19 protein-coding genes are annotated in these 17,422 nt (G+C 71.0%); 7 read left to right on the top strand and 12 right to left on the bottom strand.

Annotated features, from left to right (window positions below):
- Positions 1–27 precede the first annotated feature (27 nt).
- Positions 28–354 (top strand): DoxX family protein, encoded by a 327-nt coding sequence (locus AB0N03_RS22620; protein ID WP_364374951.1) that lies wholly within the window; start codon positions 28–30, stop codon positions 352–354.
- On the opposite strand, the gene AB0N03_RS22615 is transcribed toward AB0N03_RS22620, so the two are convergent.
- Together AB0N03_RS22615 and AB0N03_RS22610 are read right to left on the bottom strand one after the other, a co-directional pair.
- On the bottom strand, positions 351–839 hold the full coding sequence (locus AB0N03_RS22615; RefSeq protein WP_364374948.1) for a MarR family transcriptional regulator: 489 nt from the start codon (positions 837–839) through the stop codon (positions 351–353). The two genes, AB0N03_RS22620 and AB0N03_RS22615, sit on opposite strands and share 4 nt — an antisense overlap.
- Positions 840–847: 8 nt before the next feature.
- Positions 848–2,179: a PucR family transcriptional regulator gene (locus tag AB0N03_RS22610; protein WP_364374945.1), complete on the bottom strand. Its 1,332-nt coding sequence runs from the start codon at positions 2,177–2,179 to the stop codon at positions 848–850.
- Positions 2,180–2,303: 124 nt separating this feature from the next.
- Between AB0N03_RS22610 and AB0N03_RS22605 the strand changes: the two genes are divergently transcribed.
- The 4 genes from AB0N03_RS22605 to pucD are packed head-to-tail and all read left to right on the top strand — an operon-like array spanning position 2,304 to position 7,214.
- Complete coding sequence (locus AB0N03_RS22605) at positions 2,304–3,167, top strand: FAD binding domain-containing protein (RefSeq protein ID WP_364374943.1); 864 nt, start codon at positions 2,304–2,306, stop codon at positions 3,165–3,167.
- Complete coding sequence (locus AB0N03_RS22600) at positions 3,158–3,625, top strand: (2Fe-2S)-binding protein (RefSeq protein WP_364374940.1); 468 nt, start codon at positions 3,158–3,160, stop codon at positions 3,623–3,625. Before AB0N03_RS22605 ends, AB0N03_RS22600 begins: the two co-directional genes overlap by 10 nt.
- Positions 3,622–4,962: an 8-oxoguanine deaminase gene (locus AB0N03_RS22595; protein ID WP_364374937.1), complete on the top strand. Its 1,341-nt coding sequence runs from the start codon at positions 3,622–3,624 to the stop codon at positions 4,960–4,962. The genes AB0N03_RS22600 and AB0N03_RS22595 overlap by 4 nt, the downstream gene beginning before the upstream one ends.
- On the top strand, positions 4,959–7,214 hold the full coding sequence (pucD, locus tag AB0N03_RS22590) for a xanthine dehydrogenase subunit D (protein WP_364374934.1): 2,256 nt from the start codon (positions 4,959–4,961) through the stop codon (positions 7,212–7,214). Before AB0N03_RS22595 ends, pucD begins: the two co-directional genes overlap by 4 nt.
- On the opposite strand, the gene AB0N03_RS22585 is transcribed toward pucD, so the two are convergent.
- From AB0N03_RS22585 to AB0N03_RS22560, 6 genes are all read right to left on the bottom strand, one after another.
- Positions 7,201–8,787: a ricin-type beta-trefoil lectin domain protein gene (locus AB0N03_RS22585; protein WP_364374931.1), complete on the bottom strand. Its 1,587-nt coding sequence runs from the start codon at positions 8,785–8,787 to the stop codon at positions 7,201–7,203. The two genes, pucD and AB0N03_RS22585, sit on opposite strands and share 14 nt — an antisense overlap.
- Positions 8,788–8,915: 128 nt before the next feature.
- Positions 8,916–9,476 carry a TetR/AcrR family transcriptional regulator gene (locus AB0N03_RS22580; protein ID WP_364374928.1) on the bottom strand — a complete coding sequence of 187 codons (561 nt, stop codon included), beginning with the start codon at positions 9,474–9,476 and terminating at the stop codon, positions 8,916–8,918.
- A 217-nt stretch (positions 9,477–9,693) separates the two neighbouring features.
- Positions 9,694–10,575, bottom strand: a complete 882-nt coding sequence (gene pucL / locus AB0N03_RS22575) for a factor-independent urate hydroxylase (RefSeq protein WP_364374925.1) — start codon at positions 10,573–10,575, stop codon at positions 9,694–9,696.
- A 3-nt stretch (positions 10,576–10,578) separates the two neighbouring features.
- Positions 10,579–10,896 (bottom strand): hydroxyisourate hydrolase, encoded by a 318-nt coding sequence (gene uraH / locus AB0N03_RS22570; protein WP_364374922.1) that lies wholly within the window; start codon positions 10,894–10,896, stop codon positions 10,579–10,581.
- Positions 10,893–11,372: a 2-oxo-4-hydroxy-4-carboxy-5-ureidoimidazoline decarboxylase gene (gene uraD, locus AB0N03_RS22565; RefSeq protein WP_364374919.1), complete on the bottom strand. Its 480-nt coding sequence runs from the start codon at positions 11,370–11,372 to the stop codon at positions 10,893–10,895. Before uraD ends, uraH begins: the two co-directional genes overlap by 4 nt.
- 79 nt (positions 11,373–11,451) lie before the next feature.
- Positions 11,452–11,961, bottom strand: coding sequence for a helix-turn-helix domain-containing protein (locus AB0N03_RS22560; protein ID WP_364374916.1), 510 nt, complete (start codon positions 11,959–11,961; stop codon positions 11,452–11,454).
- Between the two features lie 131 nt (positions 11,962–12,092).
- Here AB0N03_RS22560 and allB point away from each other — a divergent pair, with 131 nt between their 5' ends.
- Complete coding sequence (allB, locus tag AB0N03_RS22555) at positions 12,093–13,421, top strand: allantoinase AllB (RefSeq protein WP_364374913.1); 1,329 nt, start codon at positions 12,093–12,095, stop codon at positions 13,419–13,421.
- Between the two features lies 1 nt (position 13,422).
- Positions 13,423–14,454: an allantoicase gene (gene alc / locus AB0N03_RS22550; protein ID WP_364374910.1), complete on the top strand. Its 1,032-nt coding sequence runs from the start codon at positions 13,423–13,425 to the stop codon at positions 14,452–14,454.
- A 90-nt stretch (positions 14,455–14,544) separates the two neighbouring features.
- Here alc and AB0N03_RS22545 read toward each other — a convergent pair whose 3' ends face one another.
- From AB0N03_RS22545 to AB0N03_RS22530, 4 genes are all read right to left on the bottom strand, one after another.
- Positions 14,545–14,718, bottom strand: a complete 174-nt coding sequence (locus AB0N03_RS22545) for a hypothetical protein (protein WP_364374907.1) — start codon at positions 14,716–14,718, stop codon at positions 14,545–14,547.
- A 93-nt stretch (positions 14,719–14,811) separates the two neighbouring features.
- On the bottom strand, positions 14,812–15,567 hold the full coding sequence (locus AB0N03_RS22540) for an MBL fold metallo-hydrolase (protein ID WP_364374904.1): 756 nt from the start codon (positions 15,565–15,567) through the stop codon (positions 14,812–14,814).
- A 35-nt stretch (positions 15,568–15,602) separates the two neighbouring features.
- Entirely contained in the window at positions 15,603–16,079 is a 477-nt protein-coding gene (locus AB0N03_RS22535; RefSeq protein WP_364374901.1) for a CoA-binding protein, read from the bottom strand.
- On the bottom strand, positions 16,076–17,362 hold the full coding sequence (locus AB0N03_RS22530; protein WP_364374898.1) for an O-acetylhomoserine aminocarboxypropyltransferase/cysteine synthase family protein: 1,287 nt from the start codon (positions 17,360–17,362) through the stop codon (positions 16,076–16,078). The genes AB0N03_RS22535 and AB0N03_RS22530 overlap by 4 nt, the downstream gene beginning before the upstream one ends.
- Positions 17,363–17,422 lie beyond the last annotated feature (60 nt).

Below are 17,422 nucleotides of genomic sequence, written 5' to 3'. Positions count from 1 at the left end.
TCCCGGTGGCCGCCCCGTCGGGAAGGCATGCACACCGCCGTCATCATCACCGTGATCGTCCTGAACGCCGGAATCGGCGTCGCCGACCTGGTCAAGGCCCCCTTCGTCCTGGCCACGTCGAAAGCCGTCGACGTCCCGCCGAGCTGGCTCCCCATGCTGGGCAGCCTCAAGCTCGCCGGCGCCGCCGGCCTGCTCCTCGGCCTGCTCGGCGTCGAGCCCCTCGGCGTCGCCGCGGCGATCGGCCTGGTCCTCTTCTACGTCGGCGCCATCGTCGCGCACGTCAAAGCCCGCAAGTTCGCCACCGGCGCCGCCCCGCTGCTCTTCCTCGGGCTGGCCGCGGCGACGTTGCTCTAACGCAGCCGCGGAAGGGCGTTCCGCGCGAAGTGGCTCAACGTCCGCAGATCGTCGGCGAACCGCTCGCGGTGCTCCGGGGGCAACGGCCGGAAGAACAGCTGCTCGATGTTCTCGACGTGCAGCCGGCTCGCCCGCACTGTGGTCTCTTCGCCCAGCGAAGTCAGCCGCACGAGCTGGACGCGCCGGTCGCGCGGGGACGCCGTCCGCGTCACCAGGCCGAGCGATTCCATCCGGTCGACGAGCCGGGTCGCCCCACCCGTCGTGAGGACCTGCTCCTGCGCGATCGAGCGCATGGTCAACCCGCCGGTACCGGCGCGGGCCACGATCAGCAGCACCTCGTACATCAGGTGCGTGATCCCGCATTCGCGCTCGAGGGCTCGCCCGAGCAGGTACTCGAGCCGGTTCGCCGCGCCCTGCAGCCGCCCGAAGGCCAGCACGCGCGGGTCGTACCCCGCCTGCCGGGCCGAAGTGATTTCGGGTTCCACGCCGCCCATCATCCCGCTTGGTCGCCGGCGCGCAGCGCGAGGTAGACGTCGAGCTGGTCGGTGAACTCGGTCAGGTCCGCGCCGAGCAGCTCGCCCGCGCGGCCGATGCGGTAGCGCAGCGTGTTGACGTGGACGTGCAGCGCCTTCGCCGCCCGCGTCGGCGAGCCCGAGCACTCCAGGAAGACCCGCACCGTGTGCACCAGGTCCGTGTGCTGCTCGGCGTCGTAGTCGAGCAACGGCCCGAGCACCCGGCGGCGAAGGGCCGCGCGCAGCCCGTCCGGGGCGCCGGCCACCAGCAGCTGGTGCACGTCGACCTCGCCGGCCGGGACCACCGAGACGCGGCCCGGGCGCCGGGCCGCCACCTCCAGCGCGTACCGGGCCGATTCCCACGCCTCGGCGCGGGGCCCGGGATCGCTTACACCGCAAGAAATGCGCTTGGCCCGCAGCAGAGGTTCCACAGTGGACAATTCGGCCGAAGAGGGTTGCCGGGCGGTCGCCGCGAAGGAAGTGTCCCCGGTGGACTCGAGCAGGAGCCCGTCCGGCAGCAGCTCCCGCAGGACGTCCCGGCTCTCGTCGCTGCCTTCGGTCCGCAACGCGACGACGCGCGCTTCGGCGGGCAACTCGGCTTCGGGGGCGGCCGTCCGCGCCCGCGTGACGCCGACGAGCCCGGCGAGCTCTTCGGCCAGTTCCGCCTGTGCGGTGCTCAGCGGCCCGCCGACGGCGATCAGCCACGGCACGGCGTGGCGTCCCTCGACCGGGACGACCGTCAGCGACCCGGGCTCCTTGGCCGCGTACCGGCGGACGACGTCCGGCGCCGGGGTCGGCAGCGCGGACGTCCCGGCGACCACCCGGCCGAGGCCCGACAGCACCCAGCACGGCAGCCCGAGCTCCGCCGCCGCGCTCTCGAGCAACGTCTCCACGGGCGCGTCGGCGGCGGCCTGCAAACGTTTGCGCGCGCTCTCGGACGCGGCCGCGAGCGCGAGCACCACCTGCTCGGTGATCACCGAGAACGACAGGTCCGCCGGCACTTCCAGCAGCGGGATCCGGTGCCGCTCGCAGGCCTCGACGACGTCACCCGGGATGCCGCCGGAATCGGCGCCCGAGGCGGCCAGCGCCGCCGCACCCGCCCGCGCCAGCGCGGCCACGAACGGCTCGGCGTCGCCCGGGCGCCGCCACCAGAGCAGACCGGAAAGCACCAGCTCACCGGCCGAAAGGTACCGCCCCGGGTCGGGCAGTTCCGTGACGTAGATGCGCGTCACGGGCCGGTCGAGCAGGTCGGCCCCGGCCCGCGGGCGCAGCCGCAGCCCCGGCAGGCCCAGCAGAGTTTTCACGGTCGTCATCAGGCTTGTAGGAAAGCACAAACGTCCCGGGTTTCGCTCCTGTGCGTTTCATGGCCCGTGCCGTTGCCGCCCGCTCCCGGTTGGGCGTCTACTGGTCTATCGCCCTCACGAAGGAGCAACGACCGTGGAGTTCCTGCGTCCCGAGACGCTCGCCGAGGCCCTGGCCCTCAAGGCCGAGCGGCCTGGCGCCGTGCCGATCGCCGGCGGCACCGACGTCATGGTCGAGCTGAACTTCGACCACCGGCGCCCGGACGCCCTGCTGGACCTGACCACGGTCGGCGAGCTGACGGAGTGGTCCACATCGGACGGCACGGTCCGGCTCGGCGCCGGCGTCCCGTACTCCCGCGTCATCGCCGAACTGGGTGCATCGCTCCCGGCGCTGGCCATGGCGTCGCGCACGGTCGGCTCGCCCCAGATCCGCAACCGCGGCACCGTCGGCGGCAACCTCGGCGCCGCGTCGCCCGCCGGCGACACCCACCCGGTGCTGCTGGCCCTGGACGCGCGGATCGAGGCGGCCTCCGTGCGGGGGACCCGGCTCCTCCGCGCGGAGGAGTTCTACGTCGGCGTGAAACGGCACGCCCTCGACCCGGACGAGCTGATCACCGCCGTCCACCTGCCCGCGCACGCCGGGCCGCAGCAGTTCGCCAAGGTCGGGACGCGCAACGCCATGGTCATCGCGGTCTGCTCGTTCGCGTTGTCCCTGCGCGACGGCCGGGTGGGCGCCGCGATCGGGTCCGCCGCGCCGACCCCGCGCCACGCCCGCGCCGCGGAGGAGTTCCTCGTCGCCGAGCTTCCGTGGGGCTCGCCGGACGCGTTGCCGGACTCGCTGAAGCGCCGCTTCGGTGAGCTGGTGGCCGAAGCGACGTCGCCGATCGACGACGTCCGAGGCAGCGCCGCGTATCGGAAGCACGCGCTGGCGGTACTCGCGCGGCGTACGTTGACTTGGGCTTGGGACGACCACCGGACGGGGGAGCGCGTATGCGCCTGAATGTCAGGATCAACGGCGAGCAACGGCAGGCGGACGACGTCTGGGAGGGCGAAAGCCTGCTCTACGTGCTGCGGGAGCGGCTCGGCCTGCCGGGCTCGAAGAACGCTTGTGAGCAGGGCGAATGCGGCTCCTGCACGGTCTACCTCGACGAGGTCCCGGTGTGCGCCTGCCTGGTCGCGGCCGGGCAGGCCGAGGGCCGCGTGGTCCGCACCGTCGAAGGACTGGCCGACGGCGACACGCTCGACCCCGTCCAGCAGTCCTTTGTGGACCAGGGCGCGGTCCAGTGCGGCTTCTGCACGCCGGGCCTGGTCGTCGCCGCGCACGACCTGCTGAACCGGGTGCCCGATCCGTCCGACGAGGAGATCCGCGAAGCCCTGGCCGGCAACCTGTGCCGCTGCACCGGCTACGAGAAGATCCTCGACGCCGTGCGCGCGGTCGCGAAGGGTGGTGTCGCGTGAGGACGCTCATCTCCGGCGGCGCGATCGCGACGGTCAGCGGTGAGGAATACGCTCGCGGGCACGTGGTCGTCGAGAACGACCGGATCGCCGAAGTCGGCGAAGGCATCTACACGGGCGAGTTCGACGAGCGCGTCGACGCGTCGGGCTGCCTGGTCACGCCCGGCCTGATCAACACCCACCACCACCTCTACCAGTGGGCGACCCGCGGGATGGCCGCCGACCACACGCTCTTCGAGTGGCTGGTCGCGCTCTACCCGGTCTGGGGTCGCCTCGACGCGGAGATCACGCACGCCGCCGCCACAGCCGGGATGGCCCGGCTCGCCCTGACCGGGTGCACGACCGTCGCCGACCACCACTACGTCTTCCCGCGCGACGGCGGCGACCAGGTCGCCGCGCTGGCCGCGGCCCGGCAGCGGATCGGCGTCCGGCTGCACGTCGTGCGCGGGTCGATGGACCGCGGCGAGTCCGACGGCGGGCTGCCGCCGGACAATCTCGTCGAGTCGACCGAGGAGGCGCTGACCGGCACCGAAGCGGCGATCGACCGCTTCCACGACGCCGCGCCGGAAGCGCACCTGCAGATCGCCGTGGGCCCGTGTTCGCCGTTCTCGGTCACCGAGCGGCTGATGTCCGGCGCGGCCGAGCTGGCGAGGCGTAAAAGCGTCCGCCTGCACACCCACCTCGCCGAGACCCTCGACGAGGAGAAGCAGTGCCTCGCCGAGGTCGGCTGCACGCCCGCCGAGTACGCCGACAAGCTCGGGTGGCTCGCCGACGACGTCTGGCTCGCGCACACCATCCACCTCGCGCCCGAGGCGATCCGCCGCTTCGGCGCCACCGGCACCGGCTCGGCGCACTGCCCGACGTCCAACGGCCGGATCGGCGCGGGCATCGCCCCGGTCCGCGACCTGCTCGACGCGGGTGTTCCGGTGGGCCTCGGCGCCGACGGGGCCGCGTCCAACGAGTCCGGCGGCCTGGGCGAGGAGCTGCACCAGGCGTTGCTGCAGGCCCGCCAGCGCGGCGGCCCGCGCGGGCTGACCACGCGTGAGGCGTTGTGGATGGGCACCATGGGCGGCGCCCGCTGCCTCGGCCGGGCCGACGACCTGGGCTCGATCGAACCCGGCAAGCTCGCCGACCTCGCTGTCTGGGACCTGACCGGCCTGAACTACGCCGGGATCACCGATCCGGTCGCGGCGCTGGTGCTCGGCACCACGCCGCCGGTGCGCCGGCTGTTCGTCGGCGGCAAGGCCGTCGTCGAAGACGGCACGCTGCGCGAAGCCGACGAGTCCGCCATCGGCGGCGAGCTGGCCACCGCGAGCGCCAGACTGCGGGAGGATCGATGACCACCACCGTCAGCACCCAGACCGTGAACGGCGTCGGCACTTCGCCGCGTCGTCCGGACGGCACGGTCAAGGTCCGCGGCGAGTTCGCCTATTCCTCGGACCTGTGGCACGAAGACATGGTGTGGGGCGTGACCCTGCGCAGCCCGCACCCGTACGCGCGGATCACGGCGATCGACATCACCGACGCCCTGACCGTGCCCGGCGTCTACGCGGTGCTGACCCACGAGGACGTCCCCGGCGTCAACCGGTACGGCCTGGAGCACTCCGACCAGCCGGTCCTCGCGTCCGACGTCGTGCGGTACCAAGGGGAGCCGGTCGCCTTGGTCGCGGCCGACCACCCGGAGACCGCGCGTCGCGCGATGAAGCGGATCGTCGTTTCCTACGAAGAGCTTTCTCCGGTGACGGACTCCGAAGCGGCTGTCGCGGGCGAGGGGCCTTCGCTGCACTCCGGTGGGAACGTCGTGCGGCACGTGAAGATCCGCCACGGTGCTCAGAACGTCTCGGCCGACGTCGTCGTTTCGGGCGTCTACGAGGTCGGCATGCAGGACCAGGCGTTCCTCGGCCCGGAGTCGGGACTCGCGGTGCCGGACACCGAAGGCGGCGTCGACCTGTACGTCGCGACGCAGTGGCTGCACGTCGACCAGCAGCAGATCGTCGCCGCGCTGGGCCTGCCGGTGGAGAAGGTACGGCTGACCCTCGGCGGCGTCGGCGGGGCGTTCGGCGGCCGCGAGGACCTGTCGATGCAGGTGCACGCGTGCTTGCTGGCCTTGCACACCGGCAAGCCGGTGAAGATGGTCTACAACCGCGAAGAGTCCTTCTACGGTCACGTCCACCGGCACCCGGCGAAGATGTACTACGAGCACGGCGCCACGCGCGACGGCCGTCTCGTGTACGTGCGGACGCGGCTGTTCTTGGACGGCGGCGCGTACGCGTCGTCGACGGGGGCGGTCGTCGCGAACGCGGCCACTCTGGGGGTCGGACCGTACAAAGTGGACAGCGCGTCGGTCGACTGCTGGGGCACCTACACGAACAACCCGCCGTGCGGCGCGATGCGCGGGTTCGGCGCGGTGCAAGCGGCCTTCGGCTACGAGTCGCAGATGGACAAGCTCGCCTCGGCTTGCGGGCTGGACCCGGTCGAGATCCGCGTCCGCAACGCCATGAGCGAAGGCGACCTGATGCCGACCGGCCAGGCCGTCGACTCCGCAGCTCCGGTCGCGGAGCTGCTGGGGCTGGTGCGGGACAAGCCGATGCCGCCGGAACGGCCGTTCGACCTGCGGCACATGCCGGGCGGAGTGTCGAACACGACGCACGGTGAAGGCGTCGTGCGCGGGGTCGGGTACGCCGTCGGGATCAAGAACGTCTGCTTCTCCGAGGGCTTCGACGACTACTCGACGGCCCGGGTGCGCCTGCAGCTGGTCGGCGGTGAACCGGCGGCGACCGTGCACACCGCGGCCTGCGAAGTCGGCCAGGGGCTCGTGACGATCATGCAGCAGATCGTGCGGACCGAGCTGGGCGTCGAGCAGGTGACGGTCCTGCCGATGGACACCTCGATCGGCAACGGCGGCTCGACGTCGGCGTCAAGGCAGACGTACGTGACCGGCGGTGCCGTCCAGGCCGCCAGCGCGGCGGTGCGGGCGCGGCTGCTTTCCCGGTTCGACCGGAAGGCGCGCATCGTCGGTGGCAAGCTCGTCGCGGGCGACGGCCAGGTGCTCGCCGACCTGGTGGACGTCCTCGGCGACGACGTCTACGACGAAACGGTGGAGTGGCGGCACCGGCCGACCACCCCGCTCGATCCGGAAACCGGGCAGGGCACCGCGCACGTGCAGTACGCGTTCGCCGCGCACCGGGCGGTCGTGGACGTCGACACCGAGCTGGGCCTGGTCAAGGTGGTCGCGCTGGACTGCGCCCAGGACGTCGGCAAGGCGCTGAACCCCCAAGCGGTGCTCGGCCAGATCCAGGGCGGTTCCGCGCAGGGGCTCGGGCTCGCGGTGATGGAGGAGATCCAGACTTCCGGCGGGAAGATCCGGAACCCCTCCTTCACCGACTACCTGATCCCAACGGTCCTGGACATGCCGCCGATGAGCATCGACGTCCTGGAGAACGCCGACCCGCACGCGCCGTACGGCCTGCGCGGGGTGGGAGAGCCGCCGACGATCTCGTCGACCCCGGCGATCGTGGCGGCGATCCGCGCCGCGACCGGGCTCGCGCTCCCGCGCGTCCCGGTGCGGCCGGAGCACCTCACGGGGACTTGAGCTGCCAGTTCTGGTTGGCGTCGTCGTTGCAGCCCCAGAGTTCGAGCTGGACGCCGTTGACGTTGCCGGCGGGCTTGTCGCCGCCGGTGACGTCGACGCAGAGGCCGGACTGCGTGCCGGTGATCGAGCCGTCGGCGTTGAGCTTGAACTGCTGGTTCGTGCCGCCGTGGCAGGTCCAGACGATCAGCTTGGTGCCGGCCGCCGTCCCGCCGTCGTTCGCGTCCAGGCAGAGGCCGTTGGCCCGCAGCTCACCGGCGCTCGTGAACGTCCAGGACTGGTTCGCGCCGCCGTCGCAGTCCCAGATGTCGACCTTGGTGCCGGGCGTGGTGACGTTGCCGTTGATGTCGATGCAGCGTGCCGACGACGCGCCCTGCAGCGGCTGGGCGGTGCCGACGCTGCTGCCGCTCGCATTGGCTTTCACGCGGTAGATGACGGTGCTGTGCGACGGGACGTTCGCGCTGATCGTGCCGGTGCTGGTGGTCAGTTCCTTCGACCACAGGTTGGTCAGCCGGTAGTTCGCCGCGGCGGGCAGCCCGGCCGCGGCGGCCGTCGTGGAGACGGTTTTGGTCGTGCCGTTTTCGTTGAACAGCACGACGGCGACGTCGCCGTTTTGGAGCGGCTTCTTGAGGACGTCGACGCCGTTTCCGGTGGCGATGCGGGTCGCCTGCTTGCCGAGCGGGTCCTGGTCGACGGCGATGACGTCCGAGTTGAGGTAGGTCGAGAAGGTGGCGACGCCGGCGCTGCGGAGGTCGGCGCCCGCGATCAGGGGCGCGGCCATCGCGGCCCAGAGCGTGAAGTGGGCGCGGTCCTCCTGGAAGTCCATGCCGTCGCCGACCTCGAGCATGTCCGGGTCGTTCCAGGCGCCGGGCTTCGCGGCGGAGGCGAGGCCGACGTTCTGGCGGTAGATCGAGTCGATGCTGCCCCAGTTGTTGGTGATGTCGCCGGTGGTGCGCCACAGGTTGCCGACGTCCGGCGCCCAGGTCGACGGGGAGAAGTTGCCCCATTCGCAGATGCTGTAGGCGATCGGGCGGCCGGTGGCCTTGAGGGCGTCGCGCATCGCGGAGTAGCGGCGGACGTAGTCCTGCTGGGTTTCGCCGGCCGGGCTGCCGCAGTTGTCGTACTTGAGGTAGTCGACGCCCCAGCTCGCGAAGCTGTTCGCGTCGGTCTGCTCGTGGCCGAGGCTGCCGGGGTAGTGCTGGCAGGTTTCGGTGCCGGCACTCTCGTAGATCCCGAACTTCATCCCGCGTGCGTGGATGTAGTCGCCGAGGGCCTTGAGGCCGCTGGGGAACTTCGCCGGGTCGGCGACGAGGTGGCCGGCGGCGTCACGGTTGCGTGTCATCCAGCAGTCGTCGAGGTTGACGTAGGTGTAGCCGCGGTCGCGCATCCCGGAGCTGACCATGAGGTCGGTGGTCTGCTTGACCAGGGTTTCGTTGATGTTGCACTCGAAGGTGTTCCAGGTGTTCCAGCCCATCGGCGGGGTTCTCGCGAGCCCGTTCTCCAGGGCGTCGGCGGGTGGGCTCACGAGCCCGGCGGCGGCGATGGCGGTGGCGAGGACGGCGAGGACTCGGCGCATGGCGGCTCCAACCGGACGACGGTGTAGGCAGGAGGACTAGACCACTGTTCTTGCTCAGCACAGCGCAGCATCCGTGTCGGATGCTGCGCGGTCAAGCGCCATTTTGAGTATTCTTGTTGGATTCCCGACTAAAGTTGCGTGTTTTCTTGAAGCAATCGCCGGGCGACGTCAACGGTCGCGGCCCCCGCGACGGCCATGGCCTCGGTGTCCCGCAGCGCTCGGCAGAGAACGAAGGCGCCTTCGAGGTTGTTGACGGCGGTGATGGTCAGGGTCCGGGCATTGTTGGGGGTCAGCCCGAACTTGCCGAACTTCTCGGTCCCGGCGTCGATCCAGGCGGTGAAGACCTCGGCGGTGGCCTGCCGCAGCGGCTCGTTGGTGGCGGCGACCTCCAGGGCAACGGTCGCGATCGGGCAGCCTTCGACGTAATCGGTGGCTTCGAGCGTCGCGATCCCGGCGGCGAAGAAGGCCTCGACCCCGCTGACGAGATCGGGCGCGGGCGCGATGAAGAGGTCGAAGAGCTGGATGTAGGCGAGCCCGGAGGTGCGAATGACCTCCTGGCCGAGCTGCTCCTTGCCACCGGGAAAGAAGTGGTAGAGCGACCCGAAGGGAGCATTCGCCTCGCTGACGATCTGTTTGAGCCCGGTGCCGCTGTAGCCGTTGCGCCTGAACAGTTCCGCGCCGGCGGCCATGATGCGTTCTTTGGTCCCTGCCACGGAGTCGAGGATACGCGCTCACTAGAGCGTTCTACCGACTCCGGCCTTGTCCACACCCGGCCCGTGATGTGGACAAGCGGGCGCCGAACACGGCTTTTCGCGGGTTCCGTCAGCCACCCCCGATACACTGGGTGCGGGGCCGGACCCCCGGAGAGGGCGGGGGCTGCGTTGGGGGCGCTTCGTCGGGGCGCTGCTAGTGGATGTCCCAGGCCGGGCCCGGGTCCTCGGCGTCGTCGCGCAGGATCGTGCCCTCGATCAGCCCGTACGGCCGGTCCGCCGCGTAGAACACCTCGTTGTCGTTCTTCAGCCCGAACGGGCTCAGGTCCACCAGGAAGTGGTGCTTGTTCGGCAGCGACAGCCGCACCTCGGCCACCTCCGGCCGCGCTTCCAGCACGGCCGAGCCCATCGCGTACAGCGTCTGCTGCAGCGAAAGGCTGTGCTTCGTCGCGAAGGTCTCCAGCATCACGCGCCGGATCTCGCGGTGGCTTTCGGCCCAGTCGATGTCCTCGCCCTGGTAGCGCCACTTCGCCGTGACGGCGGTGGCGAGGATCCGGTCGTCGGTCTCGGCGAGCGTTGTGTACTGGTCGCGCGGGAAGCCGTGGAACTCCGAACCGGTCGACTTGAGCAGGGTCAGGCCGTCGATGCCGGACACGATCCACGCCCGGCCGTCCCGAATCGAGACGGCAGTGGTGCGGCGTTCGTCGCCCGAGCGGCTGAACGCGTGGTCGTGCGGCCCGCCGCCGACGGCGATCCGGTCCCAGCCGTGCTCGTCGACCTTGATCCGCGCGCCGGTGATGTTGCCCTGCGTGCCGGTGAAGTGCCGTGCCAGGCGCAGCGCGAAGTCCTCGATCTCGCCGACCGGCGCCTCCTTCGCGAAGGCGTACACAGTGTTCTTCTGCGTGTCGGTCGCGAGCACGCCCGCGTTGTCGCCGGTGAGGTGCGTCGCGGCGAGCTCGCCGCGCAGCGACGTCGACACGGTGAGGTCCTTCAGGTGGTGCACGGGGCCGTCGCGGCGCACCGTCACCAGGCGGACCTCCGCCTTGCCGTACTGGTTGGGGCCCAGGGTGATGGCCACGGTTCAGCTCCCTCGGTAGGTCGAATAGGCGAACGGGCTGAGCAGGAGCGGCACGTGGTGGTGCGCGGTGCCGTCGGAAATCCGGAAGGTGAGCGCCACCTCCGGGAAGAAGGCGTCCGGGCCCAGGTGGGCGCCGGTGTCGAAGACCAGCCGGTAGACGCCGGGGTCCAGGGTTTCGGGGCCGAGGTCGCGGATGCGGCCGTCGTCGTCGGTGCGCCCTTCGGCGATCGGCTTTCCCTCGGCGGTCTCGAACCGGACGGCGATCCCCTTCGCGGGGCGCCCGGTCGCCGTGTCGAGGACGTGGGTGGTCACGAGGCTCACGCGGTCACCGCTTTCGCGAGTCGGAGTTCGGCGATCTTGAGCAGTTCCCGCCCGGCGACGGCCAGTTCGGTCGCCGGGTCGTTGTCCAGCCGTTCGCGCAGGATCTTCAGCAGTTCGTCACCACCGCGACCGCTGGCGCAGACGAGGTAGACGTGCCCGAACTTGGCTTCGTACTCGGCGTTCGCGGCGGCGAAGGCGCCGGCATTGTCCACACCGGACTGTTCACTCCGGGACCAGTCGCCCTCGGTGCCTTGCCGGTGCGGCTTTTCCCCGATCCGGGGGTGCGCGGCCATGGCCTGCCGGATCTCGTCGGTACTCAACGGGAGCTCGGCGGCGGCCTGCAGGGCATCCCGGTTCGCGTACGGCCGGCGTTCGAGCATCGCGTCCACCCAGCGGGGGACGGCGAGACAGGCGGTCAGCGCCGGACGCACGTCATCGGCGTCGGCGGCGTTGAAGTCGGTGAGGGTGAGCGGCACGGGGAACTCCTCGTGAGTGGCGTCCCGCTGACCGTACGTCGACGTCGGAGTTCCGTCAACATTTTGTTGAAACCGCTGGTCAGTCGGCTTCTCGGTTGAGGTAGTTGTAGACGGTGAACCGCGTGACACCCAGCGCGTCGGCCACCGAGGAGACGGATTTCCGCAGGCCGAAGGCGCCGCGTTCGCGCAGCAACCGGACGGCGCGCTGCTTGCCGGGCCGGTCGAGATCGCCGAGCTTGGCGCCCACTTCGCGTTCGACATCGGCGATGAGCCGGGCGAGGGCGTCGGTCAGCTCGACCGGTGCGGTGCCGCCAGGTGCGGGCTTCGCGCCGGCGGGTGCGTCGTTCTGCGGATCGGCTCGGCGCACCTGCAGGGTGACCTGCGTGGCGCCACCTTCCAGCGCCGCCTTCGCGATCGCCGGGAGTGCCTCGAAAAGTGCCTTGGCCTCGCCCCGCGCGAGCGTCCCGAACGGCCCGAAGTCCGTCTCCAGCCCCGCTTCCGCGGCGGCGTCCCGCGCGGCGAGCGCGTGCTCGGGCGGCGCACCCTCGCCGTGGAACGGTTCGCTCGTGAACTCCGCTTCAAGCCGCACGAGGATGACCGTAACGCGCCGCGTCCCTCGTTGACGAGCGGCGCGCGCCGTGGTTACTGTCGTTGTGCGAAACCGTCTTTCCGTACTGTGAAATCGGCGGTGGTTCATTCCTCCCGGAGAAGGGTTTTCGGATGGATCTTGTGGTGCGCGCGGCCCGGGCCGTCACGGCCGAGGGCGAGGTTCCGGCGACCGTCGGCATCGACGACGGCCGGATCATCGCGGTCGAACCCGGCGGCGCCGCGCTGTCCGGCGACCGCGAGCTCGACCTGGGCGACGACGTCGTGCTGCTGCCGGGACTCGTCGACACGCACGTCCACGTCAACGATCCCGGCCGCGCCGAGTGGGAGGGCTTCGAGACGGCGACCCGCGCGGCCGCCGCGGGCGGGGTGACCACGATCGTGGACATGCCGCTCAACAGCCTGCCGCCGACGGTCGACGTCGCGGCCCTGGAGGTCAAGCGCACGGCGGCGACCGGCCGCGTGCACGTGGACGTCGGTTTCTGGGGCGGCGCGATCCCCGGCAACGTCGGAGATCTGCGCGGACTGCACGAGGCTGGCGTGTTCGGCTTCAAGTGCTTCCTGCTGCATTCGGGTGTCGACGAGTTCCCGCCGCTCGACCCGGCGGGACTCGACGAAGCGTTGCGGGAGCTGAGTTCTCTCGACGCGCTGATGATCGTCCACGCCGAGGACGCGCACGAGATCGACGAGGCACCCGAGCCGCACGGAGGTCGCTATGTCGACTTTCTGCAGTCTCGGCCGCGCGCGGCCGAGAACCTCGCCATCACGCACGTCATCGAGGCGGCCCGCCGCAACGACGCCCGCGCGCACATCCTGCACCTGTCTTCGGCGGAGGCCCTGCCGCTGGTCGCTGCGGCACGCCGCGACGGGGTGGCGCTGACGGCCGAGACCTGCCCGCACTACCTCAGCTTCATCGCCGAGGAGATCCGCGACGGCGCGACGCAGTTCAAGTGCTGCCCGCCGATCCGGGAAGCGGCCAACCGCGAGTTGCTGTGGCAGGGGCTCGCCGACGGCGTGATCGACACCGTCGTCAGCGACCATTCGCCGTGCACGCCGGAGCTGAAACGCTTCGACAGCGGCGATTTCGGGCTCGCCTGGGGCGGGATCTCGAGCTTGCAGCTGGGGCTGCCGGCGATTTGGACGCAGGCGCGCCAACGCGGATTCGCGCTCACCGACGTCGTCCGCTGGATGGCCGAGCGCCCGGCCGCGCAGGCCGGGATGCGCCGCAAGGGGCACCTCGCGGTGGGCTACGACGCCGACTTCTGCGTGTTCGCGCCGGAGGAGGCGTTCGTGGTCGACGTCGCGAAACTGAAGCACCGCAACCCGGTCAGCGCGTACGACCGGCGGCCGCTCGCCGGCGTCGTGCGCTCGACCTGGTTGCGAGGCACCGAAATCACCGGCGACGCGCCACGCGGCGCGTTGCTGACCCGGGGGGACTGCTGAAATGGAGGCTGCCTTGTCCGACCGCGCCGACCGTGCTGACCGTCCTGAGTGGACAGAACTACCCGACCTCGCGTCACGCCGCTTCGGCGGGACGGTGATGTGGGCGACCGACGAGCTGTTCGCCGAGAAGGAGAACCTCGTCAACCCGTGGACGCCGGCGCACCGCGCCGAGACGTTCGGCCCGAAGGGCCAGGTCTACGACGGCTGGGAGACCCGCCGCCACCGCGAGCCGGGTGACGACCAGGCCGTTGTCCGCCTCGGCCTGGCCGGCACGGTCACCGGCGTCGTCGTCGACACGGCGTTCTTCAAGGGCAACTACCCCCCGTTCGTCTCGGTCGAGGCGGTGTCGGTGCCGGGCTACCCGAGCGCGGCGGAGCTGGCGTCGGCGGACTGGGACGTCCTGGTCGACCACGCTCCGGCGGCCGGGCACACGGAGAACTTCTACGCGGTCATCGGTTCGCGCCGGTACACGCACGTGCGGCTGACCCAGCACCCCGACGGCGGAGTCGCTCGCCTGCGCGTGCACGGCGCCCCGATCCCGGACCCGGAGTTGCTGGATCCGGACGCGCTCGACCTGGCGGCCCTGGAGAACGGCGCCCTGGTCACGGGGTGCAGCAACAAGTTCTATTCGTCGCCGAACAACCTGCTTTCGCCCGGACTGGCGGCGCATCAGGCGGAAGGTTGGGAGACGGCCCGCCGCCGCGACGACGGCAACGACTGGGTGACCCTCCGCTTGGCCGGCGCGGGCATCGTCCGGTTCGCCGAGCTGGACACGAGCAACCTCAAGGGCAACGCGCCCGGCTGGGCGTCGGTCAGCGGCCGCGACACGTACGGCGAGTGGGTCACGCTGTTGCCGAAGACCCGCTTGCAGCCGGACACCCGCCACCGGTTCGCGCTGAAGGAGGGCCCGGAGGTCACGGAGGCCCGCCTGGACATCTACCCGGACGGCGGGCTGGCCAGGCTGCGCCTGTTCGGCCGGCTCACCGAAGCGGGCCGGACGAACCTGAAGGCCCGTTTCTCCAAGACGCGGTGAGGCTGCGCGAGCCATCGGTCTTCTGCTGACGCCTCGACCGGCGGCTCGCGATCAGCTCGCGGGCCGCCTGCTTGCCTGCGGCTCGCGCGATCAGCCGGCGTTCGGCCGGTTGAGGTAGGCGGACGCCAGCGACAGCACGCAGGCGCAGCCGATGATCGCGCTCACCCACCACTCCAGCCCGGCCGCGACGCTCCAGACGAAGGCCGCCGCCGCCAGCACGGCGACGAGGATGTTCCGGAACTGCAGCGGGGTCGGTTTGGCCATGCCGCCAGCCTCTCACGGGCGCGAGTCGAACAACTGCGCGCCCGGGAGGAGCCATCGCCGAACGCGATCTCCCTGCCCGCGGTCCAGCCGGCGTCAGACCTCCGCGCGCTCTCCCGGCTCGAGCAGCACGAGCCGGTCGGTGAGGCCGGCCGCCGCGAACTCCTTCCGGAGCGCGTCCGGACCTTCGCTGAAGTGCTGCCAGCCGCGGAAGTGCAGCGGCACCACCGTCGCCACCCCGAGCACCTTCGCCGCTTCGGCGGCGTTCGCACTGGTCAGCGTCAGGGGAGCGCCGTCGAAGAGCGCCGTCCGGGCGGCGCCGGCGAACAGCACCGCGACATCGACGCGGAACCGCGACGCGATCTCCCGCACCAGCTCGACCGACGCGTTGTCCCCGCTCACGTACACCGTCGGCAGGCCGTCGCCGCTGAGCACGAACCCGGTGACCTCGCCGGTCGTCGGCTCGGCACCCTCCGGCCCGTGCAGCGCCGGGACGGCGGTGACCGTCAGCGCTCCGACGCGCGTCTCCTCCCACGGCCGCAGGCCCCGCGCGGTCCCGCCCAGCCGCTCGGCCCCGCTGGGCGTGACCAGCGTCAGCGGCACCGTCCCGAGGTAGGCGCGGCCCCGGTCGTCCAGGTTGTCGGGGTGCTGGTCGTGGGACAGCAGCACGGCGTCCACCACGCCGACCGCGTCTTCGGTCAGCACCGAGTCCTCGGTCTTGACCAGCACCCGGTTGCCGATCGAGTGATCACCGGGCGCGTCGAAGGTCGGGTCGGTGAGCAGCCGGACGCCGCCCAGCTCCAGGAGTGCGGTCGGGCCGCCCGACAAGGTGATCCCCAGGTTCTCGGTCATACCCCGGCCAACAGCGGGAACGGACGTTCTCTTCCCTAGGGTGCCGACTGCCTCCGGGAGCTGATCACGCCGGTGTTGAACCCGGCCAGATGGAGCCCGCCCGCGAAGCGTGCGTGGTCGATCTTCACGCACCGGTTCATCACGACGTCCAGCCCGGCGTCCCGTGCCCGGTCGGCCACCGGTTCGTGCCACAACCCGAGCTGCAGCCACAGCGTCCGCGCGCCGGCGTCGATCACCTCTTCGGCCACCTGAGGCAGGTCGTCGTGCTTCCGGAACACGCTCACCAGATCCGGTTTTTCCGGTACGTCCTTGAGCGAGGCGTACACCGGTTTTCCGAACAGCGTGTCCAGCCGCGGGTTGACGAAGTTGACCTCGTAGCGCGTCGACGACAGCAGGTACGTCGCTACGAAGTAGCTGGGCCGCGCCGGGTTGGCGGACGCACCGACCAGCGTTACCGACTTCGTCCGGCCGAGGATCGCCCGCCGCTCGACGGCTCCCACCGCATGCGTCATCCGGCCACCGCCTTCCCCAGGGCCTGGTCGAGATCCCAGAGGATGTCGTCGAGGTCCTCCAGGCCGATCGACAGCCGGATCAGATCGGGCCCGACGCCCGCGGCCGCGAGCTGGTCCTCCGACAGTTGCGCGTGCGTGGTCGACGCCGGGTGGATCACGAGCGTCCGCGCGTCTCCGACGTTCGCCAAGTGCGAGAGCAGCTCCACCGACTCGACGAACTTCTCGCCCGCCGCGCGGCCACCGTCGATACCGAACGAGAACACCGCGCCCGGCCCGGCGGGCAGGTACTTCTTCGCCAGTTCGTGGTGTGGGTGGGCGGGCAGCCCGGCGTACGACACCCACGCCACGCGTGGGTCGGCTTCGAGGTACTCGGCGACCGCCCGGGCGTTGGCCACGTGCGCATCCATCCGCTGCGGGAGCGTCTCGACCCCTTGCAACAGCAGGAAAGCCGAGTGTGGCGACAGGACCGCGCCGATGTCCCGCAGCTGCTCGGCGCGCAGCCGGGTGCAGAACGCGTATTCGCCGAAGTTCTCCCAGTACCTCAGGCCGCCGTAGCTCTCCACGGTCTCGGTCATCCGCGGGAACTTCCCGTTGCCCCAGTCGAACTTCCCGGACTCGACGACGACCCCGCCGAGCGTCGTCCCGTGACCGCCGAGGAACTTCGTCGCCGAGTGCAGCACGATGTCGGCGCCGTGCTCGATCGGGCGGCACAGGTACGGCGTTGCCAGCGTCGCGTCCACCACCAGCGGGATGTCGTGGGCGTGTGCGAGATCCGCCAGCGCCGCGAGGTCGGCGATGCCGCCACGGGGGTTGCCGATCACTTCGGTGTAGAGCAGCCGGGTCCGGCCGGTGATCGCGGCCGCGTAGTCGTCGATGCCGCCGCTGACGAACGTCGTCTCCACGCCGAACCGCCTGAGCGTGCCGGTCAGCTGGGTGACCGTGCCGCCGTAGAGGCCGCTCGCCGACACGATGTGATCGCCCGCTTCGGTGAGCGCGCTGAAGGTGAGGAACTCCGCGGCCTGCCCGCTGGCGGTGGCAACGCCGCCGATGGCGCCCTCGAGGCTGGCGATCCGCTCCTCGAACGCGGCCACGGTCGGGTTCCCGATGCGGCTGTAGATGTTGCCGTATTTCTGCAGCGCGAAGAGGTTCGCCGCGTCGGCGGCGTCCTCGAAGACGAAGCTCGTGGTCTGGTAGATCGGCACGGCCCGCGCGCCGGTCGCCGGATCAGGAGTTCCGCCCGCGTGCAGTGCTCGGGTGCGGAAGCCCCAGGTGCGTTCACTCATCGGTTCTCACCGTAACTGTCCTCCCCTTCGGATGGCCACGCCTCTCAGGTGGTGGGCAGG

This window comes from Amycolatopsis sp. NPDC051061 (assembly GCF_040682935.1).
GTDB lineage: Bacteria > Actinomycetota > Actinomycetes > Mycobacteriales > Pseudonocardiaceae > Amycolatopsis.
This window is presented reverse-complemented; position numbering and strand designations above follow the sequence as displayed.

Excerpts from the sequence above, each read along its gene's own strand:
- AB0N03_RS22530 (WP_364374898.1), bottom strand. The coding sequence starts at position 17,362 with ATGAGTGAACGCACCTGGGGCTTCCGCACCCGAGCACTGCACGCGGGC.
- AB0N03_RS22600 (WP_364374940.1), top strand. The coding sequence starts at position 3,158 with ATGCGCCTGAATGTCAGGATCAACGGCGAGCAACGGCAGGCGGACGAC.
- AB0N03_RS22585 (WP_364374931.1), bottom strand. The coding sequence starts at position 8,787 with ATGCGCCGAGTCCTCGCCGTCCTCGCCACCGCCATCGCCGCCGCCGGG.
- AB0N03_RS22535 (WP_364374901.1), bottom strand. The coding sequence starts at position 16,079 with ATGACGCATGCGGTGGGAGCCGTCGAGCGGCGGGCGATCCTCGGCCGG.
- AB0N03_RS22620 (WP_364374951.1), top strand. The coding sequence starts at position 28 with ATGCACACCGCCGTCATCATCACCGTGATCGTCCTGAACGCCGGAATC.
- AB0N03_RS22580 (WP_364374928.1), bottom strand. The coding sequence starts at position 9,476 with ATGGCCGCCGGCGCGGAACTGTTCAGGCGCAACGGCTACAGCGGCACC.
- AB0N03_RS22540 (WP_364374904.1), bottom strand. The coding sequence starts at position 15,567 with ATGACCGAGAACCTGGGGATCACCTTGTCGGGCGGCCCGACCGCACTC.
- pucD (WP_364374934.1), top strand. The coding sequence starts at position 4,959 with ATGACCACCACCGTCAGCACCCAGACCGTGAACGGCGTCGGCACTTCG.
- AB0N03_RS22610 (WP_364374945.1), bottom strand. The coding sequence starts at position 2,179 with ATGACGACCGTGAAAACTCTGCTGGGCCTGCCGGGGCTGCGGCTGCGC.
- allB (WP_364374913.1), top strand. The coding sequence starts at position 12,093 with ATGGATCTTGTGGTGCGCGCGGCCCGGGCCGTCACGGCCGAGGGCGAG.
- AB0N03_RS22545 (WP_364374907.1), bottom strand. The coding sequence starts at position 14,718 with ATGGCCAAACCGACCCCGCTGCAGTTCCGGAACATCCTCGTCGCCGTG.
- alc (WP_364374910.1), top strand. The coding sequence starts at position 13,423 with ATGGAGGCTGCCTTGTCCGACCGCGCCGACCGTGCTGACCGTCCTGAG.